The organism is Pseudomonas fluorescens, assembly GCF_040448305.1.
In the GTDB taxonomy this organism is placed as follows: domain Bacteria; phylum Pseudomonadota; class Gammaproteobacteria; order Pseudomonadales; family Pseudomonadaceae; genus Aquipseudomonas; species Aquipseudomonas fluorescens_BH.
In genome coordinates this window covers 3,132,497-3,158,517 of sequence record NZ_CP148752.1, presented here as the reverse complement: position 1 = coordinate 3,158,517, position 26,021 = coordinate 3,132,497, and the positions used below count along the sequence as shown (strand labels likewise).

The following is a 26,021-nucleotide window of genomic DNA, read 5'->3' as shown; positions in this document are numbered from 1 at the left end:
AGCAGGCTCGCTCCCACAGGTTGAGATCTGGTCAGGCGGTCAGTGCCCGGTTCAAGGTAAGTTCAAGGGTTGACCTGATAACCCTTGCCCTGCAAACAGCTGGTGTAAGCCGTCGTGGTGTTCACCTGCGTAGTATTCGATTGCTCCCGGCGCTCCTGACGCTGGCGCGAACCACCGACAACCATACCGGCCGCGGCGGTTTCCTTGGCGCGGTCCTGGCGGACGTTCTGTTTCACATCACTGTCGACACGATCATCATACGCATCGTGCTGATTACTGCGCACACCAGACGCCACGGCGCCGGCAGCAGCCCCCACTGCCGCCCCTTTGACCCGCCCGCCCGATGGTGTCGAAGACGTCGATGCAGCCTGACTGTTGGCGATGCTCTGGCATTCGGACATATCCGCCTGCGTTTGTTGCGAACTTTGCCCTTTCATCGGCACCACCGATTGCGCCCATAGCGGGGCACTCAAAACCGACAAGGCGAGACACAGACTGATGGGTGACAATTTTTTCATGATGACCTCCGGATGAACGTGGTTCACCCCCAACAGGAGTTTAGATCAGCCCCCGTCAGCCACCCGGTTACTGACCGGCGGTGGGCTCGATCTCCATCACCAGTCGGTCGTCGACCCAACGCACCGGCACGGCCTCCAGTTGCGCGCCTTTACACGGGCCGTCGATGCAGTGCCCGTCGTCATAACGAAACATCGCGCTGTGATGGGCGCACATCAGGACCTTGCCGCGATAAGTGCAGAACTGCTGCGGATTGAAGTCCAGCGGCACCGAGAAATGCGGGCAGCGGTTGACGTACACCCACACCTGTTCGCCCTGACGCACCGCCACCAGCCCCGCAGGATGCAATTGCTGGTGCTGCGGCAGTCCCAACGCCCCGCCGTCGGCGATGTCGTCGAGTCGGCACAAGGTAATGCCGGTCATGGAAAACCGCGCAGTTCAGGGTTGCCCAGGCTCCAGTGCCAGGGGCGAATCTGAATGCTGGCGAACAGACCCGCCTGCACGTAAGGATCATCCTGCATGAACGCTTCCACCTCCGGCAGACTGGCCGCCTCAATGACCAGCAACGTGCCAGTCATCGCCGTGCCGGCATCGTCGAGGATGGGACCGCCGAGCCGCACTACCACTCGATGGTCTCCTGTGGCACGCAAATGCGCCTGGTGATTGGGCCGCAGACGCTGGCGCAGCGCATGAGCGTCCGAATGATCAGTGGCAAATACCGCAAAGAACTGGCCCATGATTCACGCGGATTCCATGACAAATTCATAACAGGCACGCTTGAACGGCACGTCCATACCCAACCTGACGGACACATCGTCGTGGCTGTTCAGGTCTTCATAGATCACTTGCAACGACTGTTTCACCCCGAACACGGCGTCGGACGCCAGGTACGGATCATCGTGATTGAACAGGTGCGTCACCAGTTTGCGATAGCCCGGTACATCAATCATGAAATGCAGGTGCGCTGGCCGCCACGCATGCCGGTTGGCAGCGTCGAGCATGCGCCCCACCGGGCCATCGGTCGGTATCGGGTAAGCCACCGGGACAATGGTGCGAATTGCGAAGCACCCATCTGCGTCGGTGCGATAGCGCCCGCGCAAGTTGCCGAAAGGTTGTTCGGTGTCCTGGCCGGAATACATGCCGTTTTCAGCGGTCTGCCAGACGTCCAGCACCGCACCGGCCAGTGCATTGCCGTGAGTGTCGACCACGCGGCCGCGCACCAGCGCCGTTTCGCCGGCGGTGAAGGCCATGTTTTCGCCGAATTCGCGATCCGGCATGCCATCGATGTAGAACGGCCCGAACACCGTGGTCTCGGTCGCCGTCACGCTGTGCCGATGGTTGATCGCATCGACCAGCATCGAAACGCCAAGGGTGTCCGACAGCAGGATGAATTCCTGGCGCACCAGGCCATCGCACTTGTGCCCGGTGTCGGTCAGAAAACCAATGCCTTCGATCCACTCCTGTTCGGTCAATTCGACCTCGCTGACAAACGCATGCAGGTGGCGCACCAGGCTCTGCATGATCTGTCTGTAACGCGCGTTGGGCGCATCGTTGAAGCTGTTCACTGCCTGTTGGGAGATCAGTGGCTCTATGGCTTTGTCTTGATCGGTCATTGTTGTTATTCCGACGAGGATAAAAGTGGCTGGCAGATCAGGCTGGGGCCTGACCTTTCAGGGCACGGTTCAACAACGCCTCAATCGGGCCTTGTTCAAATGGCCGCGGGTTGTAGTAAGGGCTGGCGCAGGCGATTTGTGCGGCTTCGGCCGGGCCGCTTGCCGGGAAGCCGATGTCTGCCAGGGCCAGTGGAATGCCCAGTTTCTGGTTCAGTGCGTACAGCAAGGCACCGACCTCACTCGCCTCGCTCCCGCCCAATGCCCGTGCAGCCCGCTGCAATGGCCCCGCTGCCGCTTCGCGGTTGTAATGCGCGGCGTGGGGCAAGACGATAGCGTGCGCCTGGGCATGGGGCAGATTGAACGTGCCGCCCAGGGTGTGGCAGAGCTTGTGGTGCAAGGCCATGCCGACCGAGCCCAGGCAAATGCCCGCCAGCCACGCGCCATACAACGCCTGGCTGCGCGCCTCGGGGTCATCGGGATTGCTGACCACGCCCGGCAAGGCCTGCGCCAGGGAGCGAATCGACTCTTCGGCCATGAAGCCGATGATCGGGTTGGCATCCTGGGCATACAGTGCCTCGACCGCGTGGGCCATGGCGTTCATGCCCGAGCAGGCGGATATCTGCGATGGCAGGGTCAGGGTCAATTGCGGATCGTAGATCACGGTCCTGGGCAAGACCTTGGGATCTCGTCCGGTTTTTTTCAGGCGGTTTTCGGTCAAGCCATAGATCGGCGTCATCTCGGAACCGGCATAGGTGGTCGGCACCGCCACGATGGGCAGGCCGGAATCCATCGCAATCGCCTTGCCCAGGCCGATGGTCGAGCCGCCGCCAATGGCCACGCAGCAGTCGGCGTCCAGCCGAGCCGCCTCAATGCGCGCCGCTTGCGCCACCTCCAGCGGAACGTGCATCACGGCCTTCGAATAAACGCCGGCGGCACGATCACCGAGCAATGCGGCGACCTGTTCGCCGAGCCCATGCTGTTCCGGCGTGGTCAGGATCAGTGCGCGCCGGGCGCCCAGCCGCTCGATTTCCTCCGCCAGCGCCGAGAGCTTGCCCCAGCCGAACACCACACGGGTCGGCAGGCTTTGGTAAACAAAAGGATTCATGGCAGGCCTCAGCGTTTGTAGTACGCAGGAATGTTGGCGTCGACATTGACCCAGACCGAACGGGCTTCGGTGTAGTCGTGGATCGCTTCGAAGCCCATTTCCCGACCGTAACCGGATTGCCCGACACCGCCAAACGGACTGCCCGGGTTGACCCGTTTGTAGCAGTTGATCCAGCACATGCCAGCGTGAATCGCGTCGGCCATTTTGTGTGCGCGGCTGATGTTCTGCGTCCACAGGCCGCTGCCCAGTCCGTATTCGGAGTCGTTGGCGATGGCCAGGGCTTCTTCATCGGTGCCAAAGCGCACCACGGTCACGAACGGGCCGAAGACTTCTTCCTGGCAAACGCGGTCACCGGGCTTGGCTTCGACAATCGTTGGTTCGACATAAAAACCATTGGCCAGGGCTTTATCGTCCGGTGCCTTGCCGCCGGCGAGAATCTTGCCGCCCTGCTCGATGGCAATGTCGATGTACGCCATCACCCGGTCGCGGTGCAGCGCCGAGGTCAGCGGGCCCATTTCGGTGTCCGGGTCCAACGGGTCGCCCAGGCGAATGGATTTGGCCAACGCAATGAAACGCTCAAGGAATTGATCAGCGATGTCTTTGTGCAGGATCAGCCGCGAACCGGCAATGCAGGCCTGGCCCTGGTTGTGAAAGATCGCCCAGGCCGCACCGTTGACCGCCGCGTCCAGATTGGCGTCCTCAAACACGATATTCGCGCCCTTCCCGCCCAATTCCAGCTGGATGCGCTTGAGGTTGCTTTGGGAGGCTTCGACGATCCGGCGCCCGGTGGCGGTCGAACCGGTAAAGGCAATCTTGCCCACATCGAGGTGTTCGGCCAGCGCTTGCCCGGCGGTATGGCCATAGCCCGGCACCACGTTGACCACGCCTTTGGGGAAGCCGACTTCGGTCATCAGCTCGACGATGCGCAAGGTCGACAACGGGGTGATTTCCGAAGGCTTGATCACGATGGTGTTGCCCGCCGCCAGCGCCGGGCCCATTTTCCAGCTGGTGAACATCAGCGGGAAGTTCCACGGCACGATCTGCCCCACCACGCCAATCGGCTTGCGTTGCACGTAGTTGAGAAACCCGGCTTCGACCGGAATCACCGAACCTTCGATCTTGTCGGCCATGCCGCCGAAATAACGGAAGCACGCCGCCGTGCGCGGCACGTCGAGGCCACGGGAATCGCGGATCGGGTGCCCGGTATTGAGGGATTCGAGCTGCGCCAGTTCTTCGCCGCACTCTTCGATCTTGTCTGCCAGCTTGAGCAACAGGCGTCCGCGTTCGGCGGCGCCCAGGGCCGACCAGGCCGGAAAGGCGCGCTTGGCGGCGGCAACGGCCAGGTCGATGTCAGCGGCTTCGGCGGCAGCGATGCGGGCGATCAAAGAACCGTCGTGGGGCGATACCACGTCAATGGTGCCGCCAGCGACCGCGTCCACGAAACGGCCATCGATATAGAGCTGATTTTGCATAATGGTTTCCTCGCACCGCGCGGCTGGCGCAGTGTTTGACGAAGTGATTCTTGAGCGCTTTGCCCGGCGCGAGGCCGGGCCGGACACGAAGTCCTAAAACTCGATCGGATACGGCTTGAGCTCGCCGCTTTCGTAGCGTTGCGGCAGGTTCGGCGTGGCGTTTTCCCAGACCATCAGCATCGAGCGCTTGGTCGAGTAACCCTGGTGGCGGATGTCGGCGGGCATGGCGCAGATGTCGCCGGCTCGCATGGTGATCCGCGCACGGGGATTGCCATCATCCTTGTCGCCGACGTCCCAGATGATCTCGTCGGACATCTGCAAGAACCATTCGATACGGTCGTTGCCGTGGAACACCGGCAGGATGAATTCCTCGGTGGTCGGGCAGAACAGGCTGGCCTTGCACACCGAGGTCACCGACGGGTTCCAGGTCACGTCGGAGCGCGACAGGTACTTGAACAGGTTGAAGGCATGCAGTTCGCCTTCAAAGCCTTCGGCGGCATGAACCTCCGGTTCATCCTGCGGCACGTCGATGAACTGGCGGTTGACCGGCAGGTCGTCGCGCAGCGGCGAGTCATCCTTCAGGCCCGGCATGCGTTTGGTGGCGATGCGGGAGCGCTCGATGGCTTCGATGTTGTTGCCGTTCTTGCGACCGAATGCGCTGCCGGTTTCTTCCGGGGCGGCGAAGGGGTCGAAGGTGGCGTTGGTCCAGTCCCGCAGGATGGCCTTGAAAGTGGCCATGATCAGCGGCGTTTCGAAGTTTTCGGTGTAGTTGACCCCGGCCGCCTTGAGCGTGCCGTTGAAGGTGCCGGCGTACAGGTCGACCTTGCCGTAGTAGTTGCGGGTGCCGATGACGTGGTCAAAGTTGACCCAGCCGTAGAAAAAGCCCCAGGCCACGTCGCGCATCATGGCGCGCAGGAAGGCGTCGACCGGAATCAGGTGCGAGCGGGTCTGGCCCTTGGCCGGCCAGGTGATGCGAGCGAAATACTCGTCGCGCGACAGTTCGAAGGCGCCGAGTTTGAATGAGCAGTAGCCGGTGACGGCGTGGGGGGCGCTGGCCTGGACTTCATCGTCGGCAAAATGCGCGGAGTCGGCAGCGGTTTCAAGCATGGCCATGGCGGGATTCCTCTTGTTCTTTTGGATTGGGCGGTCAGATACGGCAGATCACTTGAAGCAGATGTCTGCCCATTTCTCGACCGACAACGGGCCTTTGATGGTCTGCTGCAGAATCACGCCCGGGCGACTGGCTTCGAAGCGATAGGCGGTGCCGACCGGCAACAGGCACTGATGACCGCGCTTGAGCAACACGTAGCCCATCGGTTTGCCCGCCGGCATTTCACCGGCCAGGTGCGTGCCCTCGCCGGCTTGCAACGGCGCATCGAGCTTGAGGAAGTCCACCCGCACTTCACCGTCCATGACGATGGCGAACTCGTCGTGCGCGGCGGTGTACCAGGGCGACTGGCCTTCGGCGCGGATGGATTCAACGACGTAGCCGAGGTTGAAACCGACCACGACCTTTTCATAAGGGCCGGAAAGATCGGCCACTTCGAAAATGTTGGAAAAGGCGTAGTGACTGGCCTGGCCGCTGATGATTTCAACCGACCCTTTGGTGTAGTTGTCCAGCGAGCCGAAGACCGTTTCGATTGCAGCGCTACTCATGGTTTTCACCGTTTTGTTGTTGTAGTAACAGTGAGCCAACAGTACGTCGCACCCGCTCTGCGGACAATTAGAGGACCGGCGACAACAGTGTTTGCGAAACGCAAACACTGAAGCCCGCACACCCCCTGTAGGAGCGAGCTTGCTCGCGATGGACTCAAGAGCGCCGCGTTTCGTCAGTAGTCACGCGCAATCGTTAACGACCATCGCGAGCAAACCCGCTCCCACAGGTTTCGTGTATTGGCTCAACGGACCCAGCCACGCTCCAGCAAGGGCTTGTCCCAGCATGGCTCATCGCCGAAGTTGTCCACCAGAAAGTCGATCAACGTACGCACTTTCAAGGCCCGGCGCTGGGTGGCGGGATACACCGCCGAGAAATTGAACGACGACAACGCATACTCCGGCAACACCGGAATCAGCTTGCCGCTGAGCAAGTCATCGCTGGCCACCAGGGTCGGCAGGCAGACAATGCACACACCAGTCTGCGCGTAATCGCGCAGTAAATGCACCGAGTTCGAGCGCACCTGGCCCGGCAGGCTCAGTTCCACTTGCTCGTCGTCGCGGGTGAAGATCCAGCGATTGCGCGACGGATAGCCTTCGTACAAGGCGATCTTGTGTTGCAACAATTCCTGGGGATGGGTGGGCACGCCGAACTCCTCGGCGTAATCGGGCGACATGCAGAACAATCGGCGCACGCTGAACAGCTTGCGCTCGATCAAGGTTTCGGCCATCGGCGGGAACATCTGGAACGCCACATCGAAACCTTCTTCGATGGGGTCCACCACCCGGTCATTGACGATCACGTCGACTTCGATGTCCGGGTACAGTCGGGTGAACTCGGCCAGCATTCGGCCGAAGTGACCGATGGCAAAGCCCGGCAGCATCTGCACGCGCAATTTGCCGGTGGGTTTGGCCCGCAGTTCGCGCATGTGCTCGGTCAGCGAGTTGAAACCCGCGACCATGTCGGCGCATTCCTTGTAGTACGTCTCGCCTACTTCGGAGAGCCGCACATGGCGGGTGCTGCGGTGGAACAGCGGCGCGTTGATGAACTGTTCCAGTTGCTGGATGCGATGGGTGATCACCGAGCGAGTCACGCCCAGTTGCTGGGCCGCCTTGGCGAAGTTGCCGGTTTCGGCCACCCGCACAAAGGCTTCGACACTGAGTAAACGATCCATGGGCAGGTTCTCTGGATGCTTTTGTTCTTATAGGAACAGCGAGGTTAGCCTGTCGGCACCTCGCACTCCAGATCCCGGGCGAAAACCTGCCTGTAGGAGCGAGCTTGCTCCGGGCGGCGTTCCGACGATGGACCTGAGAACACCGCGGGGTGTCAGGTACCCGGCGTTATCGTTAACGTCCATCGCGAGCGAGCTCGCTCCTACAGGTCATGGCCGGGGCGCAGCGGACAACCGCCGCTGCATCGGGAAAACCTGCCAGCCAAGGCGTTCGCTGATCAGTCCCCACACCCCTTGCGGGGCCTTGAGCATCATCACCACCGCGACCACGCCAAGAATGATCATGTACACCGCACCGTACTGCGCCAGGCAGCCTCGCAATACGAAGTAAATCAGCGTGCCAATCAACGGTCCTTCGAGGGTGCCGATGCCGCCGATGATCACGATAAAGATCACCACCGCCGTCCAGTCCTGCAGGTTGAACGCGGCGTCCGGGGATATGCGCAGTTTTTGCAGGAAGATCAGCGCCCCGACCACCCCCGTGCAACCGGCGGCCAGTACGTAGACCATCAATTTAGTGCGGAACGTATCGACACCGAGGCTACCGGACGCTGGTTCAGAATCACGAATCGATGCCAGTGCCAGGCCCTGACGCGAGCGCAGCAGAAAAAACACCACTGCCACGGCGGCAATGGCGATGGCCAGCGCGGTGAAATAGATCAGCGTTTCGCGCCCGTCCCGGTCATTGCCGATCTGCCGCACAATCGCCGCCGGCAGGCTTTGCCCGGAACCACCGCCGAGGCTGCTCATCTGCGCCAGGCCCAAACGGAAGACCTCCGCCACCACCCAGGTACCGATGGCGAAATAGGCGCCACGCAGACGAAACACGATCAGCGCCGTGGGAATCGCCAGCAATGCCACCAACACGCCGGAGAGCAATACCGCGACCAAGGGCGGCACTCCGAATTGGCTCGCCAGCATGAACAGCAGATAGCCGCCCAGACCGACGAAGGCCTGCTGCCCTACCGAGACCATGCCGGCGTAGCCCGCCAGCAAGTTCCACATTTGCGCCAACGCCAGGTAATAGGCGAACTCCACCACCAGGCGCAGGGTCGCCCGGTCGGCCCACAAGGGTGCACTGAGCAAGATCAATACGCACAGGCCCAGCAACGACAGGCCGATGGTGCTGCTGGTGGTCGTGCGTTGTACGCGAAACCTAAGTGCTGGGTTGTTCAAGGCATTCATCAGTCGACACTCCGGGGAAACAGGCCACGCGGGCGCACGACCAGGATCAGCAGGAACACAAGATGACCGGCGAGGATTTGCCAGCCGGGATCGATTTTTGCCCCCAGAGATTGCGCAACGCCGAGAATCACCCCACCGGCCAACGTGCCCCACAGGCTGCCCAATCCACCGATGATCACCGCTTCGAAACCGTACAACAGCCGCGCCGGCCCCACGGTGGGGTCGAAGCTGGTGCGAATCGCCAGAAACACCCCGGCAATCGACACCACGGCCATCGCCAGCGCCATGGCCAGGCCGAAGATGTGCGCATTGTTGACGCCCATCAGCCGCGCGGTGTGCTGGTCATCGGAGGTGGCGCGAAACGCCCGGCCCAACGAAGTCTTGTAGAACAGCAATTGCAGGCCGCCGATGATCAGCAGCGCACTGCAGAACACGATCAGCGGCATCACGCCGACGCTCAGGCTGCCAATGCTGACGCTGGCGACCTCCAGGTCGCCTTGAGCCAGTTTCTGGCTGTCGGCACTGAAGAATTCCAGCAGCACGTTCTGCACGATGATCGACAGGCCGAAGGTCACCAGCAACGGCGGCAGAATGTCCTGGCCCAGCGTCCGGTTGAGCAACAGCCGTTGCAACAGGTAGCCGAAACAGAACATCAGCGGCACCACGATCAGCAAGCTCGCCAACGGGCTGAACCCCAGATGATTGACCACCAGCAGCGCCATGTACGACGCCAGGACGATGAAGTCGCCGTGGGCGATATTGACCAGGCGCATGATGCCGAACATCAACGACAACCCCACCGCGAACATCGCGTACAGGCCGCCGAGCAACATGCCTTGAAGCAAAGTATTGAGCCATTCCATCACTAGATCCCGAAATACGCGGCTTTGATTTGTGCTTTGTCCGCATCCCCAGGACGACCGGTCAGGGACACGCGCCCTTCCTGGAAGCAATAGAAGCGGTCGCACACACTCAGTGCCTGATTGATGTCTTGCTCGACGAGAATCACCGTGGTGCCGTCGGCCTTGATCGAGGGCAGCGCAGCGTAGATGTCCTTGATCGTCGTCGGCGCCAGGCCCAGGCTGATTTCGTCGCACAACAGCAAATGCGGGTTGGCCATCAGGCCCCGGCCAATCGCAACCATTTGCTGTTGGCCGCCGGACAGCGCGGTGCCGGGACGCTTGCGCAGTTTTTCCAGCACAGGAAACAGCTGGTAGATCCGCGCCAGGGTCCATGGACCGGGGCGTTTGCTGTAGGCACCGATCAACAGGTTTTCTTCGACCGTCAGCGAGGGGAACAGCTTGCGGCCTTCCGGCACCAGCGCGATGCCCCGCTCCAACACCTGATTGGCCGCCAGGTCACCGATGGCCTGGCCCTTGAAGTGGATGGCGCCCGGCTGGTTCTTGATCAGCCCGGCGAGTGAGCGCAGGAATGTTGATTTGCCCGCGCCGTTGGAACCGATGATCGCCACGGTTTCACCGGCATCAAGGGTCAGGCTGATGTCGAACAACGCTTGAAAGTCGCCGTAACCGGCACAGAGTTTTTCAATGGTCAGCATGCGTCAGCTCCCGATGCCCATGTAGATGTCCTGGACCCGAGGGTCGGCCATGACACTGCGCGGCTCGCCTTCGGCCAGCTTGGCGCCGAAGTTGATCACCGTCAGGCGACTGACCACCGCCAGCAAGGCATGCACGATGTGCTCGATCCAGATGATGGCGACACCGGACTTGTGGATGCCCTGAATGGTTTCCACCAGTGCCAGGCATTCCGGTTCGGTCAGGCCACCGGCAATTTCGTCGAGCAACAGCAGGCGCGGTTGCGTCGACAAGGCCCGGGCCATTTCCAGGCGTTTGCGGTCGAGCAAGGTCAGTGAGCCGGCCAGCACGTTGGCCTTGCGCATCAAGCCGGTGAGCTCCAATGTTTGCGCACACCACTGACTGGCTTCCTTGTCCCGCAACCGCGCACCAAAGGTCGCGCCCACCAGCAGGTTCTCGAACACGGTCATTTTCACGAACGGGTGCGGGATCTGGTGGGAACGGCCAATGCCTTGCTGGCAGCGCTTGAACACCGGTTCTCGGGTGACGTTGCGGCCCTCGAAATGAATCGTGCCTTTGTCCGCCGCCACACCACCGGCGATCAGGTTGAACAGCGTGCTTTTACCCGCACCGTTGGGCCCGATGATGCCCAGTGCTTCACCGGGTTGCAGGGTCAGGTCGATGGCATCCGTGACCTTCACCTGGCCGTAGCTTTTGTGCACATCGGTCATTTGCAGAAGTGGCTGTTGCATGGTGCACCCGTGTACTGTTGCGCGATCAATACGTAATGGCCTGCATCTCGCCACCCAACGGAATCGCTGGCGCGGTGGCATTGCTGGTCACGATCAGGTCGTATTTGTTGTCCTTGCCCAGGCGCCACTGGCCGCTGACCAGAGGCGTCTTGGCGACGTTCTTCACCGGCCCGCCGCTCCAGTTGATCGGGCCGACCACGGTGTTGAGGTTGGTCTTGAGCAAGGCATCGCGGACCGCTTGGGCGTTGCCGATTTCTTCGGTGCGCTTGAGGATGTCCACGGCCAGTTCGAACAGGGCATGCACGAACCCCAATGGTTGCGTCCACTGCTTGCCGGTCGCCTGGGTAAAACCCTGGGCCAGTTGCCCGGCGCTGGCGCCAGTCAATGACGAGCTGAACGGATGCGTCGGGCTCCACCAGATTTCGGTCGACAGGTTGTTGCCGGCCTTGCCCAGTGCCTCGACTGCCGTCGGGAACAACAATGCCTTGCCCACCGACACGGCTTTCGGATTGAAACCTTGCTGCCGGGCCTGGGTCCAGAACGTGCTCAGGTCCGGCGGGATGACCACGCCGGTCACGATCTCGACGTCGGCCTTTTTGAACGCGGCGATTTGTGCGGAGAAATCGTCGGTCAGGCTCTGAAAGCGACCAGGGTCGACCAGTTGAAAGCCCTTTTGCGCCAGTACCTGCGGGAAACCGAGCTTCTGGTCGCCCCACGCATTGCCGTCGCCGTCATTGGGGAACAGGCCGCCGACGACTTTGTTGGACGGCATCGCCCCCCACATGGCGCTGTAAGTACCGATCACATCTTCCAGGCCCCAGAAAAAGTGGTAAGTCCATTCGAAACCTTGCTCCGGCTTGCCGCCACGGGTAAAGAACCACGGCTGCCACGGCGCCACCGTGGAGATGCACGGGATTTCGTTGATTTCGCATTGGTCGGACACCGGGTTGGTGGTTTCCGGGGTCGACGACACCAGCATCAGATCGACCTGGTCCGAGAGAATCAGCTCGCTCGCCACTTCCGCCGCGCGGTTGGGGTTGGACTGGCTGTCCTTGACGATGACCTCCAGGCGATAGGCCTTGCCGGCCACGGTGATCGAGTTCTTCAAGACTTGCTTGAGCGACTCGATGATGTAGTTGTCGGCCGCCGCAAAGGGCGCCAACGGCCCGGTCTGCGGGCTGACATAACCGAGCTTGATCACCCGCTCGCTGCCAATGGCAAAGTTGAACGGCAGGCTGGCCAGTGCCACGCCGCCGGCAGCCACGCCGGTACTGCGCAGGAAATCACGGCGGGAGAAGTCGCGGCCAAACAGGTTTTTATCGTTGTTGTCTGTCATGTAAGTACTCCAAAAGCCTGGACGAACAGGGTCGCCACGTGTGGCCGGGCCATCACGCAGGGTCAGGGGTAAACCGGAGAAATCCGTTTAGAAGAAAAAACTGACGTCGAATGACGCAACCACTTGCGAGTCCTTTTCGCCATCGGCATAGGCATCGCGGCCGGAGCCTGAGTGGATGTCGTAGCGCAGTTCCGGACGCAGGCGCACGTTGGGTGTCGGCGTCCAGGCCAGGTTGGTGGTGACGCCGTAGAAACTGCCCCAGGTCGGATCGGGAATACCGGTGTGCGGGTCGATATTGGCCATCATCACGTGGACCGGGGCGTCGGTGTAGAACCACTCGGCGCGACTGTTCCACATCAGGTTTTCGCTGAGTTTGTGGTACCAGTTGACGTCCGTGCCATACCAGGTGGCGTCGTTTTTGTTGGCAAACCCGGCGAAAGCGCCCTGCTCCTGCTTGCCGTAATTCAACTCCAGCGCCACGCGGTTGTTCGGATCGATGATCTGCGAAAGCGTCAGGTAAGACGCCAGACGCTTGTAGTCGTCATCCTTGGTGCCCGCCGGCAGCGGCGACCCACAGCTGCATTCGGCGAAACTATCGCCAGCGCCATTGCCGTAGATGTTTTCCCAGTCGATCCAGGTGCCGAAGTCCGCCGAGCGCCAGCGTACGTTGGCGATCACGTCCGGCGAGTGATTGGGGTCTTGCAGGTTGTTCCAGCCCTGGACCACCCCCAGTTCGAAGCCGAGCATGCTTTCGCCAGGCGCCGAAGGCAGTTTGAACGAGTACAGCGCTCCGGCATGTTTGGCCGGGCCGTGCATGAATGAGTAGGTGTGGGAGTAAAAGTCAGTCGGTGCCGGGGATGGCAAGGCGAAACCGATTTCGTTTTCCAGCGGCGTGTGGAAAATCCCGATCATCAACTCCGAGCCGCCGAGCACGGGGAAGTAGAAGTTGACGTAAGCCTGGGCGACGGTGAACGCCGGATCTTCAGGCTTGTTGTCGCGGTTGACGCTCAGGTCTTCGTCCCAGCCGTAAGTCTTGAAGAAGCGTGCGTCCTTGCCGTACAGCGCCGTGACGTTAAAACCCCAGTCAGCTTCTTGCGGCATCGCGCCGGGAAACGGTCCCACGCGGCCGATCACATTACTCTTGGGTTTCTTTTCCACGGCCAGGGCGAACTGGTTGAGGTTCACACCTTCGTCGGTATTGAAGAAGCTTTGCTTGCTGACGTCATCCGTGCCGTTGTTGTTATAGATCACACCGGCCTGAGCCCAGCCGTAGACCTTGATCCCGTGTTCGCGCTCAAGGCTGTCGCCGAACACACTGCGCACCAGCGAACCCATGGGATCGTCTGCTGCCAGAGCCATAGAGGGAAACAAAACCTCGGCACCCAGAACGGGCGCGACCAGGGTTGCTGCGCAAACCCATGCACGAATACTCATACCTGCCTTCCTTATTTTTATTAGGCGCCAATCCCCCGAAGGGGCATGAGGCCGAAAGCAAGGTATGACGTCTTGATGAGCCCTGGCCCGGGCTCCACTCGATCGTTGGCGGATCGTGGTGTTCGGCGTAATGGAGGCTACAAGTCCACCACTGCACCAACAATTCCATTCTCGGCGACATCAGTGTTTGCGTATTCAGAACAATGGCGCGTGGATTCGAACGCACTGAAGATCAAACTGTGGGAGCGAGCTTGCTCGCGATGAGGGCATCAGTCTCAACATCCAAGTTGACTGACCTACCGCCATCGCGAGCAAGCTCGCTCCCACAGGTCATTCTGTGATCTGGAGATTTGTGGTTATTCAGGCGGATCGAGTTGATCCAGCGCCCGATTCACCGCCAGTTCTCCGAGCATGATCACTTGCGCAATGCCCAGCAGCGCATTGCGGCTGGTGCCTTGCAGATGATCCACCAGATCGTTGGCCATGACATGGGCCGAAGCCAGCGACTCGCAGGCGTGCACCAGCAGGGTCTCGGTACACAGCTCGGGATTAACGATGAACATGCTGCCGGGTTTACGCGGCGTGGCCATGATGCCGGGGCCGGGGTTGAGGTAATGATCGAGGGCGCGCTCGGCGGCTTCGTGGAGTTTTTGGGAGTCGAGGCTTTCGTACGGGGATGCGGGATCGGTGTCCGGGGGATTGGGTGTAACTTTGAACATGGAATGGACCTCTAGCGCGAATAATAAGGAACCATCACCCTCGCTACCAAACGAAGGGTGGCGGCCACACGCGGGTTGGTAGACCGGTCGCACTAGAACCCGGCGCCCGCAAGGGAGCCCCGCGCATGGCCACCATATAAGACACAGCCCAAAAAATGACTGCATTAAGGTGACGCAATGCGCCTAGAACGAAGACGGGCTACCAAACCCGATCGCTGCTGTTTTGCAGCGACCGGCAAACGATAGAACCCGGCTCCAAGACGCACAAGCCGGCGGATTCTGGCGTAGCTGTAGGCAAAGACGCAAGCCGTTGTAGCTTGCCAGACGTAACGCTGACACCCGCTAAACAACCTCTTAAACACCCCCAAATAGGACAGCCAACACAAAGAACTGTAGGAGCGAGCCTGCTCGCGATGAGGGCGTGTCAGTCAACATCTTGCTTACTGACCCACCGCTATCGCGAGCAGGCTCGCTCCTACAGGGTATGAGGTGTCAGTCAGGCATTGGTGGTCAGTGGATAGAGCTTGTCATCGAACTGCGCCAACTTCGGAAACACCAGAGGCTGATCATCACTCAGGTGTTGCAAACGCTGGCTGTAATCAACCAGAAATTGCTGGCGCGCCTCTTCACTGATGTACGGCACATGCCACGCCACGAACGGTTCCAGCACGTCAAAACCGACATAGGCCAACGTGCCACGCAAAATCGGTCGCAGCATGTCCTCCAACGGTCCATGAATCGCGCCCTCACCAAACATGTGTTCACGACCACCCAGGGTCACTGTCACCAGCGCTTTCTTGCCGGCCAAACCACCCTGATCGTAGAAGCGCTTGCCGCCATAGCAGATGCCGGACACCAGCACCCGGTCGATCCAGCCCTTGAGCATGGCCGGGGTGGAGAACCAGAAGATCGGAAAGTTGAGGATCAGCAGATCGGCCCACAGCAGTTTGTCCAACTCAGCCTGGATGTCCGGCGCCATTGACTGGCTCTTCACGCCCAGGCGTTGTTCCAGGGCATAGACCAGGTATTCAGGGTTTTCCCGGGAGGAAAAGTCCGCGTCGCTGGCCACCGGGTTCCAGTTCATTTTGTACAGGTCGCTGACCTGCACTTCGTGGCCCTGGGCTTCGAGGGTGGCGACGGCCTGGTCACGCAGGGCGGCGGTAAAGGATTGCGGCTCCGGGTGGGCGTGGACGATCAGTACTTTCATGGTGGTTCCTTAGACTTGTTCCAGCGAATCGGTTGAAGGTGTGGAGTAGCAACATCGTGGGTGATGAACAGTTTGCGTCGCCAACCGTCACACCTGGATCGCCTTCACTTCGACGAACTCGTTCAACCCCTCTTCACCCCATTCACGACCGTTACCCGACTGTTTGTAGCCACCGAATGGCGCCTGATAATTGAACGCCGCGCCGTTGAGGAAGCACTGACCGGCGCGCATCTGCCGTCCCAGGTGCAAGGCGCGCTCGGCACTGCCGGCCCAGACGCCGCTGGACAGGCCGAACGGCGAGTCGTTGGCGATCTGGATCGCTTGCGCCTCATCGGTATAGGGAATCAGGCACAGCACCGGGCCGAAGATTTCTTCCTGGGCGATGCGCATGCGGTTGTCGACATCGGCGAACAGCGTCGGGCTGACATAGAAGCCGCGTTCGAACGTCGACGGCGTGTCACCGCCGCACAGCAGCCGTGCGCCTTCCTGTTGGCCAACCTTGATGTAGTCGAGCACGGTGCATTTTTGCCCGACCGAACACATCGGGCCGAGAAAGCTTTGTGGGTCGAGGGGATCGCCCATGCGCAGGCTCAGGGTTTCCGCCAACGCCAGTTCCACGGCCTCGGCGTAACGGCTGGCCGGCAGCAGCATGCGGGTCAGCGCGGTGCAGGTCTGGCCCGAGTTGATCATCACGTCCTGCACGCCGTAGCGCACCGCCGCTGCGAGATCGGCATCCTCGGCGATCAGTAGCGGCGACTTACCGCCCAGTTCCAGGCACACCCGTTTGACCGATGGCGCCGCCGCCTGCGCGACCCGCACCCCGGCGCCGGTGGAGCCGGTGAACGACACCATGTCCACGTCCGGGTGTTTGGCCAGCGCTTCGCCGACTTTCGAGCCCGGGCCGCTGACCAGGTTGAACACCCCGGCCGGCAGGCCGATGTCCTCGATCATTTGCGCCAGCAGGAAGGCATGCAGCGGGGTTTCCTGGCTCGGTTTGACCACCACCGTGCAACCGGCGGCCAGTGCCGGGGCGAGTTTGCCGATCAGCTGGTGCAGCGGGTAATTCCACGGGTTGATGAACGCGCAGACACCCACGGCCTCGCGGATCACCAGCGAATTGCCGACTTCGCGCACTTCGTCCATGAGATGAGCCAGTTCGACATACTGCTCAAGGCCAGCGATCGGCCCGTCGACCTGCACCGAACGACACCATTGCACCGGCATGCCCAGTTCAGTGGTGATGACCGCGGCCATCTCATCGGCACGATTGCGCAGTTGATCGGCCAGGGCGCGGATGTAACCGGCACGCACGCTGGACGGTGTACGCGACCATGAGTCGAACGCCCGGCGTGCAGCCGCCACGGCGTTTTCGACATCGAGTTCATCACCCAGTGGAACGCTGCCGCACACTTCTTCGGTGGCCGGATTGATCACCTCGGCGATGCCCTGCCCCGACGGAGTTTGCCAGCGACCATCAATAAACAGTGACTTGTGATTAAGCATGATTCTGGGCCTCCATCAATTCGTGAGCACAACGGGCAATGCGCTGGCAGGCATCGCGCAGCGGTTCGGCGCCGACCACCAGACCGAGGCGAATATGCCCCGCCGCGCTCGGACCAAAGGCCTCGCCCGCCAGGACCGACACGCCGTGGCGATCCAGCAGACGGTCGGCAAACGCCTGGGCGCTGAGCCCGGTCTGGCGGATATCGAGCATCACGAACATCCCGCCATCGGGTTTCAACGCCCGCACGCCGGGGCAATCGGCCAGGCTGTCGCACACCAGATCGCGACGTTGGCGATAGGCTTCGCGCATGGCTTCGAGTTCCGGCAGGTTGCTTTCCAGGGCCACCACGGCAGCATCCTGAATGAAATCCGGCGAGCCATAGAGCATGCACAACGCGAGGTTTTCCAGGTGCGCGGCCAGGGATGGCGGCGCCACCACCCAGCCGACACGCCAGCCGGTCATGGCGTGGGATTTCGACAGGCTATTGAGGGTCGCGGTGCGTTCGGCCATGCCCGGCAGGCTCGCCGGGCTGACGTGCTCGCCTTCGAACAGCAATTCGCTGTAGACCTCATCGGAAATCAGCCACAGGTCGTGGCCGATGCATAACTCAGCCAAAGCAGCCCAGGTGCTGCGCGGCAGACTCGCGCCGGACGGGTTGTGCGGGCTGTTCAGTGCCAGCGCCCGGGTACGTGGGGTGATACGCGCGGCGACGTCTTCGGGCAGCACGCGAAAACCGTTTTCCGAACGCACGGGCACCGGCACCACCACGGCGCCACAAGCCCCAAACACCGCTTCGTAGGTGACGTACATCGGTTCGGCGACGATCACCTCGTCACCCGGATTGAGCACGCATTGGGCCACGCTGAACAGCGCACATTGCGCCCCGGCCAGCACGGTGACCTGATCCGCCGAAACCGACTGGCCGCTGCGCTGCTGATGACGCTTGGCAATGGCTTCACGCAGGGCACGCTTGCCGCGCACCTCGGCGTAGTGAGTGTTGCCGCTCAACAGGCTGTCGATGGCGCCCTGCACGATAGGCTGTGGCGTGTCGAAATCCGGATCACCCACGGACAACAGCAGAATGTCTTCGCCTTGCTCGCGCAGTGCCAAGGCGCGGTAGTGAATGTCCCACGCGGCGGCGCCGTCGCCGGCGATACGTTGAGTCAGATCGGAAAAGCGCATGGCTTCATCCCCTTAAAATACAGATCAATGCGCACAGGCATGCTTGAGTTCGATCAGGGTCACGCCATTACGCTTGAAGCCTTGGCGCAAGTCGGTCTGCAACTCGGCCAGGCTTTGCGGCTGAGTCACGGTGCAACCGAAGGCACGAGCCAGGGCGGCGAAATCCGGGTTACGTGGCAATACGCCGATGGGTTCGATATCCAGGCCGATCATGTCGTCGCGGATCTGCCCCAGGGCGTCGTTGTTCCACAGCAGCACCACCAGCGGGCTGTCTAGTTCCTCGACAGCTGTGGCCAGTTCCTGGGCGGTGTAGAGGAAACCACCGTCACCTACCAGCACCAGGCCCGGCCGCTGCGGCGCGCCGAACTTGGCGCCGATACCGGCCGGCAGGCCATAACCCAAGGTGCCGTAGCCGGTGGGGTGCAACCAGCTGCGGATGGCCAGGCTGTCGAAGGCGTAGTTACCCGTATACGCAAGCTGGGTCATGTCGGTGCTGATGAATGCGTTGTCCGGCAGCTCTGCGGCGATACGGTCGAGAATCGATTGATGGATCGACTGCAACGGGCCATGGCTGGCCTTGACCGCTTCGCGCAGAGTGGTGACCGAGGCAGTCGCAGCGCTGGCATCGCGCACATCAGACGGCAAACGCTCAAGCAATCCACTGAGGGTTTGTTGTGCATCGCCGTGCAATGCCACCGCGCATGGGTAGAAGTCGTTGAACTTGCGCGGGTCGATGTCGACGCGCAACAGTTCGCCATTGAGCGGCAGGCGTTCACGCCAGAAGTCGGTGTCGGCCATTTCGGTGCCGACGGCCAGCACCACGTCGGCCTCGGCGATCAGGTTCCAGCCCGGCTCCACACACAGGGATGAACCGGCATTGAGCGGCGCGCCCGGCGGCAGCAGACCCTTGCCGGCGACGCTGGTGAACAGCGGCGCAGCGAGCCGGGTGCTGATGTCTTGCAGTTGCGAAGCGGCATTGAGCGCACCACCACCGGCGATGATCATCGGTCGCTTGGCAGCCTTCAGTTTGGCCACGGCTTGATCGATGGCGGTGGCGGAAGCCGGACCACGACCCGGGCGACGCACCACCTCATTGCTCCAGTCACGGGCAATCGGCGCCGACAAGACGTCCAGCGGAACCGAAATGTGCACCGGGCGCGGACGCTCGCTGTCGAACACCGCGTAGGCACGGGCGATCAGTTCCGGCAGGTCTTCGGCGGTCAGCGCCACTGCCGAGAACGCAGTGATCGGTGCGGTCATCGCCCGTTGATCCTGACACTCGTGCAGGCTGCCCCAGCCCTTGCCCAGGCTGGCGCTGTGGTTGACGCTGGAAATCACCAGCATCGGAATCGAGTCGGCGTAGGCCTGGCCGATGCCGGTGGCGGCGTTGGTCACGCCGGGGCCGGTGATGACGAAGCACACGCCGGGTTTGCCGCTGACCCGGGCATAGCCGTCGGCCATGAAACTGGCGCCCTGCTCATGGCGTGTCAGCACGTGGCGAATGCCGCTGCCTGGCAAGCCGCGATACAGCTCCAGGGTGTGTACGCCGGGGATGCCGAACACGGTATCGACGCCGTAGTTGGCCAACAGACGCACCAGGGCCTGGCCACCGGTCAAGGTTTTGCTTTGCATTTTCATGTCCTCACTCCTGGCCGAAGCGAATCAACGCATCGACCGCAGTCGTGCCGTGGGCACCGACCAACAATGGGTTCACATCGAGTTCCAGCAGGTGTCCGGCGTTTTCGCAGGCGTAGTCCGCCACGGCGCGGATGGCGGTCACCAAGGCATCCAGGTCCGCAGACTCGCGACCACGGAAACCTTGCAGCAACGGTGCGCTGCGCAGGCTGAGCAAGGCATTGCGGATCGCGCCGTCGGTGGTCGGCAGCAACAGGCTGCGACTGTCCTTGAGCAACTCCACCAGAATGCCGCCGGCACCGATCACCAGCGCGAGGCCGAAATCGTTTTCGCGCTTGATGCCGACAATCAGTTCAGCCAGTGGCGGCTTGGCCATGGGTTCGAGTAACAGTTGATCGAAGGCTACGCCCGGGGCGTAAGCGGCAATGCTGCTGCGCATCTTCTCCAGTGCAGCGCTCAATGCCGCGCCGTCCTTGAGGTTCAACGCCACGGCACCGGCCTCGGTCTTGTGTGGCAGTTGGGCACTGACCGCTTTGAGTACCAGCGGATAGCCCAGGGTTTCGGCGTCCTTCAGGGCCTTGTCCGGGGTGCTCAAAACGCCGTTGGGCGTCGGCAGGCCAAAGGCTTTTAATGCCTGTTTGGAATCCCATTCATTGAGCAAACGCCCCTCGCCTTCCAGCGCGTGCGGGCACAGCGGCACCAACGCCGATTCGCCCAGCGCCAGCAAGACCTGGCGGTTGCGTTGATAACCGGCGATGCGACCCCACGCGGCCAACCCGTCCTCAACGCCCTGCAAGGCCGCGACGCCTTGGGCGTGCAGACGCTCACGGGCATGGGCCGGCAGCAACTCGGGGAAGGCCGAGGTGACAAAACCGGTCTTGCCGTGACGTTGCAGTGCCGCGCAGTACAACTCCAGCAGCAGGTCGCATTCCTTGCGCTCGCCGGTGAACTCCGACGGGTAGTCGAGCACCAACATCGCCGCGTCGGCTTCGGTGCGCAGCGCGCTGTCGAGCATGCGGTTCAAGGCTTCGCCGTCGCCCCAGATCGCCGTGGTGAAATCCAGCGGGTTGACCAGGTTGGCGTAGGTCGGCAGCACTTGCGCGAGTTCGCTGACCTGCCCTTGATCGAGTTTCGGCAGGTCCAGGTCGTTGCGTTCGGCGTAGTCGGCAATCAGCCCGGCGTCGCCGCCGGAACAGGCCAGCGCGATCAGGCTGTTGCCCGCCGGCAGGTTGCCGCAGGCCGCGGCCTTGAGGGTTTCGACAAAACTCACCGGGCCGCTGACGCGGATCACCCCGAGACGATCAAACAGCGCGTCGTACAGCGCATCGGAACCGGACAGCGAACTGGTATGACTCAAGGCCAGTTCGGCGCCGATCTGCGACACGCCGGTTTTCAGGGCGATGATCGGAATGCCCTTTTCCAGCGCCTTGTGCGCGGCGCGGGCAAAACCCGGCACGTTCTTCAGGCCTTCCAGGTGCAGGCCGATGGCGGTGACGCGCGGTTCGTCGAGCAACACGTCCATCAGTTCAGCCACGCCCAGTTGCGCCTGATTGCCCACCGAAGCCATGTAGGCCACCGGCAGCGAGCGGTCGCTCATGGACAGGTTGTAGGCGAAGTTGCCGCTCTGGGTCAGCACCGCCACGCCCTTCTCCACCGCTTTGCCGCCATGGGCCACCGGCCACAGCGCGGAGCTGTGCAGGTAGTCGAGCAGGCCGTAGCAGTTCGGCCCGAGCAAGGCCATGTCGCCTGCGGCCTTGAGCAGTTGCTGTTGCAGGACCTGGCCTTCGGCGCCGGTCTCGGCGAAGCCGGAGGCGTAGCAGATCGCGCCGCCCGCGCCGATGGCGGCCAGTTCAGCGACGCAGGTCAGCGTCAGCTCGCGGTTGGTGGCGATGAAGACTGCATCCGGTCCACATGGCAGATCGGCAATATTGCGTACGCACGGTACGCCTTCGAGGCTGTCATTCTGCGGATTGACCAGCCACATTTGCCCTTGGTAGCCGCCTTCGGCACAGCGCATGAGGGCGCGGGCCATGCTGCGGCCGCCGACAAACGCCACGTGTTGCGGCGCGAGCATGCGTTTGAGGTTGTCACGAATGGTTTGGGACATGGGAATTCTCCAGGCCGATCAGCGCAGCAGCGGCCGCAGCAGCTCGCGGGAAATGATGTGGCGCTGGATTTCCGAAGTGCCTTCCCAGATCCGTTCGATCCGCGCATTACGCCAGATGCGCTCCACCGGACCTTCGTCCATCAGGCCCATGCCGCCGAAGATCTGCACCGCTTCATCGGCGGCGCGTCCCAGCACTTCGCTGGCGAACAGCTTGGCCATGCCGGCCTCGCCATCGGTCATGGTGCCCTGGTCCATTTTCCAGGCGGTGTGCAGGGTCAGCAGTTCGGCGGCGCGGATTTGCGTGGCCATGTCGGCCAATTTGAACGACACGCCCTGGTAAGTGCCGATCGGCTGGCCGAATTGCTTGCGGTCCGCCGCCCATTGCAAGGACACGTCCAGTGCACGCTGGGCCTGTCCGACGCAGTTAGCGGCGACCATCACGCGCCCGGCGGTCAGCCAGGCGTTGGCCACGTCCCAACCCTTGCCGACTTCGCCCAGCACTTTGCTGGCCGGCACGCGGCAGTCATCGAAGAACATTTCGAAGGTGTGGTAACCACGGTTGCTCACGCACTTCGGCCCACGGCGGATGGTCATGCCCGGGGTGTTGCGGTCGACCAGGAACGAGGTCACGGCGTTACGCTTTTTGCCGTTGTGTTCGTAGGTGTCGGTCACGGCGAAGACGATGGCGAAATCGGCATGGCCGGCGTGGCTGATGAAGTGCTTGCTGCCGTTGAGAATGAAGTCGTCGCCTTCACGCACGGCGCGGGTCTTGATCGCGTTGGCGTCAGAGCCTGCACCCGGCTCGGTCAGGGCGAAGCAGTCGATTTTTTCGCCCTGGATGCTCGGCAACAGGTAGTCGTTGATCTGGTCGCCGGTGCAGGCCATGAGGATTTTCGACGGCCGTGCGACGAACACATGCAGCGCCCAGGACACCTTGGACAGCTCACGTTCGATCAGCGCCTGGGACAGGTAATCCAGGCCGCCACCACCCACTTCTTCGGGCATGTTGAAGGCGTAGAAACCTGCCGCGATCGCCTTGCCGCGAATCTGTGCCGCCAGCTCCGGGGAGACCTCGTCGGCGCGGTCGACTTGCTCTTCATAGGGCAGCAGTTCCTTCTCGACGAAGCTGCGTACCGAGTCCACCAACATTTCTTGTTCTTGGGTCAGTTGGAAATTCATGCTGCTACCTGTTGTTCGTGTTCTGGGAGATGGAGAGGAATCAACGACCGATGAAACGTGCCGGGCGTTTTTCCATGGCGGCGCGCAGGGCTTCGTTGCCGTCTTCGCTGCGACCGCAGAGCAAACCGGCGGCAAGCTCGGCTTGCAGTTGTTCCGGCAGGCTGCGTTCGGCGCCTTCACGCATGAGTTTTTTGGTCTGGGCGAAGGCGAAGGTCGGACCGGCAGCCAGGCGTGCGGCGAGTTCGCTGGTGACCGTCAGCAGTTGATCGTCGGCACAGACATCGCTAACCAGACCGGCGTCTAGGGCACGGTCGGCGCCCCACAATTCGTCGAGGAACAGCAGGCGCTTGGCCTGTTCGCTGCCGATCAAACGCGGCAGGTGCCAACTGGCGCCGGCGTCCGGCGAGTACGCCATGCTGGTGTAGCCGGCCTTGAAGCGTGCCGATTGCCCGGCGATGCGCAGGTCGCAGCACAGGGTCAAGTCCATCCCGGCGCCGACGGCGGTGCCGTTGATGGCGGCGATGGTGGGTTTTTCCAGGCTGTGCAGGCGGGTCATCAAGGCGTGGGCGGTTTCGGTCCAGCCGTAGGTTTCCAGCGCGCCCCGAGCTTCAGCATCGGCCCATTCATCGAGGTCAGCGCCGGCACAGAAACTGCGGCCGCTGCCGGTGAGCACCACCACGCGCACCGCTGGATCGGCGTTGAAACCGTCGAGCAAGGTGTGCAGGTTTTTCAGCGTCGGAATGTCCAGCGCATTGCGCTGGGCAGTGCGATTGAGGGTGATCCAGGCAACGCCTGCTTCGACCTGGCTGAGCAGCGACGATTGAGTGGTCATGGGAATCCTCGAATTATTGTGATTGGTCTGAGGTGATGCGACTTGAGGCCATACTAAACGAGTGTTCAGTAAGGCGGCAATCGGCGGAGGAATGGGCTGTAACAAGCTCAATAATCATGTAACACATTGATTTTTTTGAATTATTTATAGATGGGCGAGCGTAAGCCGTTAGCGCTGTTACAACTTCGAACAACTGCCTACACCCAGCACAAAACAACTGTAGGAGCGAGCCTGCTCGCGATGAGGGAATCACATTCAACATTTCTGTTGACTGATCCACCGCTATCGCGAGCAGGCTCGCTCCTACAGGGGAAACGGTTATCTGGAGGTGTTATGCAGTCGGCAAGCTCGGCGCCAACACGCCCTGGCGCTTGCGATGAATCAGGAAGTACGCGCCATAGCACAGCGCAATGAATCCAAAGCCCCAATACAACGACGGGCGCTGGGTTTCATCCAGGGCCAGGAACACGAACAGCGAGCAGCACAGCGTGATGCACATCAGCGGCAATACCGGGAACCAAGGCGCGCGGTATTTCAGGTCGCTGAGTTTGCCGCCATCACGCAGATACGCCTTGCGGAACTTGTACTGCGCCAGCGCGATGACAATCCAGGTCACGGTGCCGGACATGCCGCTCACCGCCATCAGCACCATGAACAAGGTGTCGGCGGCGACGAAGCTGGTCATCAGCGACACCAGTGCGAAGCACAGGGTGATGCTCAAGGCGCGCAATGGCACACCGCGTTTGCTCAGATGCGACAGGCTTTTCGGCGCCATACCGGTTTTCGACATCGCCCACAGGATGCGCGTCGAGGCATACAGGCCGGAGTTGCCCACCGAGAGGATCGCGGTGAGGATCACGAAGTTCATCAGGTCGGCCGCATAAGGAATGCCGACCATGTCGAACACCTGCACGAACGGGCTTTCCATCAGGCCCGCCTGCTGCCACGGCACGATGGCCGACAGCACGATGATCGCCAGCACGTAGAAGATCAGCACGCGGAACACCACGTTGCGTACGGCGCGGGGAATGCTCTTTTCCGGCTGATCGGTTTCACCGGCCGCCACGCCCATGATCTCGCAACCCTGGAACGCGTAGACCACGGTCATCATCACCGCGAACACCGCCGACAGGCCGTTGGGGAACAACGAATCGCCGATCAGGTTGCTCGCCATCGGTGCCGGTGCGCCGCTGCTCAGGGGCATCACGCCGAAGATCACCAGCACGCCGACCACGATGAAACCGAGAATCGCCGCGACCTTGATCCCCGAGAACCAGTATTCGGCTTCACCAAAGGCGCGGGTCGCCATGGCATTGATACCGAACAGCACCACCACGAACAGCGCCGACCAGTACCAGATCGGCACCTCCGGGAACCAGCGGGTCATCAGCATGCCGGCGGCGGTGAACTCCAGGCCCACGGTGGTGGCCCAACTCATCCAGTACACCCAGCCGATCATGAACCCGGTGGCCGGGCCGATGTATTTGGTGGCATGGGTCTGGAACGAACCGGACACCGGCATCTGCACCGACAGTTCACCCAGGCAGACCATCACCAGGTACATCAGGAAACCCGCGACCAGGTAAGCCAGGATCGCCCCCACCGGGCCGCCCTGATTGATGGTCACGCCGGAGCCCATGAACAACCCGGTGCCGATGACGCCGCCCAACGACAGCATGAAGATGTGCCGGCTCTTGAGGGCGCGGGTCAGCTGGATGCCTTTATGATCAGTATTTTCGTTCATGTCGGCACCTCAGCAGTCAGTGAGGTTTGCAGCGCGCGACAGCTCGTCACGGCGCAGGGAGGGATCAGCTTTACGGCAA

At 61.8% G+C, this 26,021-nt stretch carries 24 protein-coding genes; all 24 read right to left on the bottom strand.

Features of this window, described 5'->3' with window-relative positions:
* Window positions 1-62 precede the first annotated feature (62 nt).
* Window positions 63-518 (bottom strand): hypothetical protein, encoded by a 456-nt coding sequence (locus tag WHX55_RS14240; RefSeq protein ID WP_353742941.1) that lies wholly within the window; start codon window positions 516-518, stop codon window positions 63-65.
* Between the two features lie 67 nt (window positions 519-585).
* A complete protein-coding gene (locus tag WHX55_RS14235) occupies window positions 586-939 on the bottom strand; it encodes a Rieske 2Fe-2S domain-containing protein (RefSeq protein WP_150752786.1) in 354 nt (117 codons plus the stop codon).
* Complete coding sequence (locus tag WHX55_RS14230) at window positions 936-1,253, bottom strand: YciI family protein (RefSeq protein ID WP_150752785.1); 318 nt, start codon at window positions 1,251-1,253, stop codon at window positions 936-938. The genes WHX55_RS14235 and WHX55_RS14230 overlap by 4 nt, the downstream gene beginning before the upstream one ends.
* A 3-nt stretch (window positions 1,254-1,256) precedes the next feature.
* Window positions 1,257-2,129, bottom strand: coding sequence for a dioxygenase (locus WHX55_RS14225; RefSeq protein ID WP_150752784.1), 873 nt, complete (start codon window positions 2,127-2,129; stop codon window positions 1,257-1,259).
* A gap of 37 nt (window positions 2,130-2,166) precedes the next feature.
* The gene (locus WHX55_RS14220) at window positions 2,167-3,234 is read right to left on the bottom strand and encodes a maleylacetate reductase (RefSeq protein WP_150752783.1); all 1,068 of its coding nucleotides are present in this window, start codon (window positions 3,232-3,234) and stop codon (window positions 2,167-2,169) included.
* Between the two features lie 8 nt (window positions 3,235-3,242).
* Window positions 3,243-4,706, bottom strand: coding sequence for an aldehyde dehydrogenase family protein (locus WHX55_RS14215; RefSeq protein WP_353742940.1), 1,464 nt, complete (start codon window positions 4,704-4,706; stop codon window positions 3,243-3,245).
* A gap of 93 nt (window positions 4,707-4,799) precedes the next feature.
* Window positions 4,800-5,819, bottom strand: a complete 1,020-nt coding sequence (locus WHX55_RS14210) for a hydroxyquinol 1,2-dioxygenase (protein ID WP_150723950.1) — start codon at window positions 5,817-5,819, stop codon at window positions 4,800-4,802.
* Between the two features lie 48 nt (window positions 5,820-5,867).
* Complete coding sequence (locus tag WHX55_RS14205) at window positions 5,868-6,362, bottom strand: hydroxyquinol 1,2-dioxygenase (protein ID WP_353742939.1); 495 nt, start codon at window positions 6,360-6,362, stop codon at window positions 5,868-5,870.
* Between the two features lie 242 nt (window positions 6,363-6,604).
* Complete coding sequence (locus WHX55_RS14200; protein WP_353742938.1) at window positions 6,605-7,534, bottom strand: LysR family transcriptional regulator; 930 nt, start codon at window positions 7,532-7,534, stop codon at window positions 6,605-6,607.
* A 207-nt stretch (window positions 7,535-7,741) separates the two neighbouring features.
* Entirely contained in the window at window positions 7,742-8,776 is a 1,035-nt protein-coding gene (locus WHX55_RS14195; RefSeq protein ID WP_353742937.1) for a branched-chain amino acid ABC transporter permease, read from the bottom strand.
* Window positions 8,776-9,639: a branched-chain amino acid ABC transporter permease gene (locus WHX55_RS14190; protein WP_150758092.1), complete on the bottom strand. Its 864-nt coding sequence runs from the start codon at window positions 9,637-9,639 to the stop codon at window positions 8,776-8,778. The genes WHX55_RS14195 and WHX55_RS14190 overlap by 1 nt, the downstream gene beginning before the upstream one ends.
* 2 nt (window positions 9,640-9,641) lie before the next feature.
* Window positions 9,642-10,334, bottom strand: coding sequence for an ABC transporter ATP-binding protein (locus WHX55_RS14185; protein ID WP_116261334.1), 693 nt, complete (start codon window positions 10,332-10,334; stop codon window positions 9,642-9,644).
* 3 nt (window positions 10,335-10,337) lie between these two features.
* Entirely contained in the window at window positions 10,338-11,063 is a 726-nt protein-coding gene (locus WHX55_RS14180; RefSeq protein WP_150723955.1) for an ABC transporter ATP-binding protein, read from the bottom strand.
* Window positions 11,064-11,088: 25 nt separating this feature from the next.
* Entirely contained in the window at window positions 11,089-12,399 is a 1,311-nt protein-coding gene (locus WHX55_RS14175; protein WP_353742936.1) for an ABC transporter substrate-binding protein, read from the bottom strand.
* A gap of 87 nt (window positions 12,400-12,486) precedes the next feature.
* Window positions 12,487-13,833 (bottom strand): outer membrane beta-barrel protein, encoded by a 1,347-nt coding sequence (locus WHX55_RS14170; protein ID WP_353742935.1) that lies wholly within the window; start codon window positions 13,831-13,833, stop codon window positions 12,487-12,489.
* A gap of 356 nt (window positions 13,834-14,189) precedes the next feature.
* Entirely contained in the window at window positions 14,190-14,552 is a 363-nt protein-coding gene (locus WHX55_RS14165; RefSeq protein WP_150752774.1) for a DUF6124 family protein, read from the bottom strand.
* A 496-nt stretch (window positions 14,553-15,048) separates the two neighbouring features.
* Window positions 15,049-15,759, bottom strand: coding sequence for an NAD(P)H-dependent oxidoreductase (locus WHX55_RS14160; RefSeq protein ID WP_353742934.1), 711 nt, complete (start codon window positions 15,757-15,759; stop codon window positions 15,049-15,051).
* An 87-nt stretch (window positions 15,760-15,846) separates the two neighbouring features.
* Window positions 15,847-17,262: an aldehyde dehydrogenase family protein gene (locus WHX55_RS14155; RefSeq protein WP_353742933.1), complete on the bottom strand. Its 1,416-nt coding sequence runs from the start codon at window positions 17,260-17,262 to the stop codon at window positions 15,847-15,849.
* A complete protein-coding gene (locus WHX55_RS14150) occupies window positions 17,255-18,445 on the bottom strand; it encodes an aminotransferase class I/II-fold pyridoxal phosphate-dependent enzyme (RefSeq protein WP_353742932.1) in 1,191 nt (396 codons plus the stop codon). Before WHX55_RS14150 ends, WHX55_RS14155 begins: the two co-directional genes overlap by 8 nt.
* 24 nt (window positions 18,446-18,469) lie before the next feature.
* Window positions 18,470-20,077 (bottom strand): 5-guanidino-2-oxopentanoate decarboxylase, encoded by a 1,608-nt coding sequence (locus WHX55_RS14145; RefSeq protein ID WP_353743051.1) that lies wholly within the window; start codon window positions 20,075-20,077, stop codon window positions 18,470-18,472.
* Between the two features lie 10 nt (window positions 20,078-20,087).
* Entirely contained in the window at window positions 20,088-22,187 is a 2,100-nt protein-coding gene (locus tag WHX55_RS14140) for an acetate--CoA ligase family protein (RefSeq protein WP_353742931.1), read from the bottom strand.
* Window positions 22,188-22,205: 18 nt separating this feature from the next.
* Window positions 22,206-23,366, bottom strand: coding sequence for an acyl-CoA dehydrogenase family protein (locus WHX55_RS14135; protein WP_150723967.1), 1,161 nt, complete (start codon window positions 23,364-23,366; stop codon window positions 22,206-22,208).
* 40 nt (window positions 23,367-23,406) lie between these two features.
* Complete coding sequence (locus WHX55_RS14130; RefSeq protein ID WP_150723968.1) at window positions 23,407-24,198, bottom strand: enoyl-CoA hydratase-related protein; 792 nt, start codon at window positions 24,196-24,198, stop codon at window positions 23,407-23,409.
* A 331-nt stretch (window positions 24,199-24,529) separates the two neighbouring features.
* The gene (locus WHX55_RS14125) at window positions 24,530-25,942 is read right to left on the bottom strand and encodes an amino acid permease (protein ID WP_353742930.1); all 1,413 of its coding nucleotides are present in this window, start codon (window positions 25,940-25,942) and stop codon (window positions 24,530-24,532) included.
* Window positions 25,943-26,021 lie beyond the last annotated feature (79 nt).

Coding starts and splice junctions, on each gene's coding strand:
- WHX55_RS14240 (WP_353742941.1), bottom strand. CDS start 518: ATGAAAAAATTGTCACCCATCAGTCTGTGTCTCGCCTTGTCGGTTTTG.
- WHX55_RS14235 (WP_150752786.1), bottom strand. CDS start 939: ATGACCGGCATTACCTTGTGCCGACTCGACGACATCGCCGACGGCGGG.
- WHX55_RS14230 (WP_150752785.1), bottom strand. CDS start 1,253: ATGGGCCAGTTCTTTGCGGTATTTGCCACTGATCATTCGGACGCTCAT.
- WHX55_RS14225 (WP_150752784.1), bottom strand. CDS start 2,129: ATGACCGATCAAGACAAAGCCATAGAGCCACTGATCTCCCAACAGGCA.
- WHX55_RS14220 (WP_150752783.1), bottom strand. CDS start 3,234: ATGAATCCTTTTGTTTACCAAAGCCTGCCGACCCGTGTGGTGTTCGGC.
- WHX55_RS14215 (WP_353742940.1), bottom strand. CDS start 4,706: ATGCAAAATCAGCTCTATATCGATGGCCGTTTCGTGGACGCGGTCGCT.
- WHX55_RS14210 (WP_150723950.1), bottom strand. CDS start 5,819: ATGGCCATGCTTGAAACCGCTGCCGACTCCGCGCATTTTGCCGACGAT.
- WHX55_RS14205 (WP_353742939.1), bottom strand. CDS start 6,362: ATGAGTAGCGCTGCAATCGAAACGGTCTTCGGCTCGCTGGACAACTAC.
- WHX55_RS14200 (WP_353742938.1), bottom strand. CDS start 7,534: ATGGATCGTTTACTCAGTGTCGAAGCCTTTGTGCGGGTGGCCGAAACC.
- WHX55_RS14195 (WP_353742937.1), bottom strand. CDS start 8,776: ATGAATGCCTTGAACAACCCAGCACTTAGGTTTCGCGTACAACGCACG.
- WHX55_RS14190 (WP_150758092.1), bottom strand. CDS start 9,639: ATGGAATGGCTCAATACTTTGCTTCAAGGCATGTTGCTCGGCGGCCTG.
- WHX55_RS14185 (WP_116261334.1), bottom strand. CDS start 10,334: ATGCTGACCATTGAAAAACTCTGTGCCGGTTACGGCGACTTTCAAGCG.
- WHX55_RS14180 (WP_150723955.1), bottom strand. CDS start 11,063: ATGCAACAGCCACTTCTGCAAATGACCGATGTGCACAAAAGCTACGGC.
- WHX55_RS14175 (WP_353742936.1), bottom strand. CDS start 12,399: ATGACAGACAACAACGATAAAAACCTGTTTGGCCGCGACTTCTCCCGC.
- WHX55_RS14170 (WP_353742935.1), bottom strand. CDS start 13,833: ATGAGTATTCGTGCATGGGTTTGCGCAGCAACCCTGGTCGCGCCCGTT.
- WHX55_RS14165 (WP_150752774.1), bottom strand. CDS start 14,552: ATGTTCAAAGTTACACCCAATCCCCCGGACACCGATCCCGCATCCCCG.
- WHX55_RS14160 (WP_353742934.1), bottom strand. CDS start 15,759: ATGAAAGTACTGATCGTCCACGCCCACCCGGAGCCGCAATCCTTTACC.
- WHX55_RS14155 (WP_353742933.1), bottom strand. CDS start 17,262: ATGCTTAATCACAAGTCACTGTTTATTGATGGTCGCTGGCAAACTCCG.
- WHX55_RS14150 (WP_353742932.1), bottom strand. CDS start 18,445: ATGCGCTTTTCCGATCTGACTCAACGTATCGCCGGCGACGGCGCCGCC.
- WHX55_RS14145 (WP_353743051.1), bottom strand. CDS start 20,077: ATGCAAAGCAAAACCTTGACCGGTGGCCAGGCCCTGGTGCGTCTGTTG.
- WHX55_RS14140 (WP_353742931.1), bottom strand. CDS start 22,187: ATGTCCCAAACCATTCGTGACAACCTCAAACGCATGCTCGCGCCGCAA.
- WHX55_RS14135 (WP_150723967.1), bottom strand. CDS start 23,366: ATGAATTTCCAACTGACCCAAGAACAAGAAATGTTGGTGGACTCGGTA.
- WHX55_RS14130 (WP_150723968.1), bottom strand. CDS start 24,198: ATGACCACTCAATCGTCGCTGCTCAGCCAGGTCGAAGCAGGCGTTGCC.
- WHX55_RS14125 (WP_353742930.1), bottom strand. CDS start 25,942: ATGAACGAAAATACTGATCATAAAGGCATCCAGCTGACCCGCGCCCTC.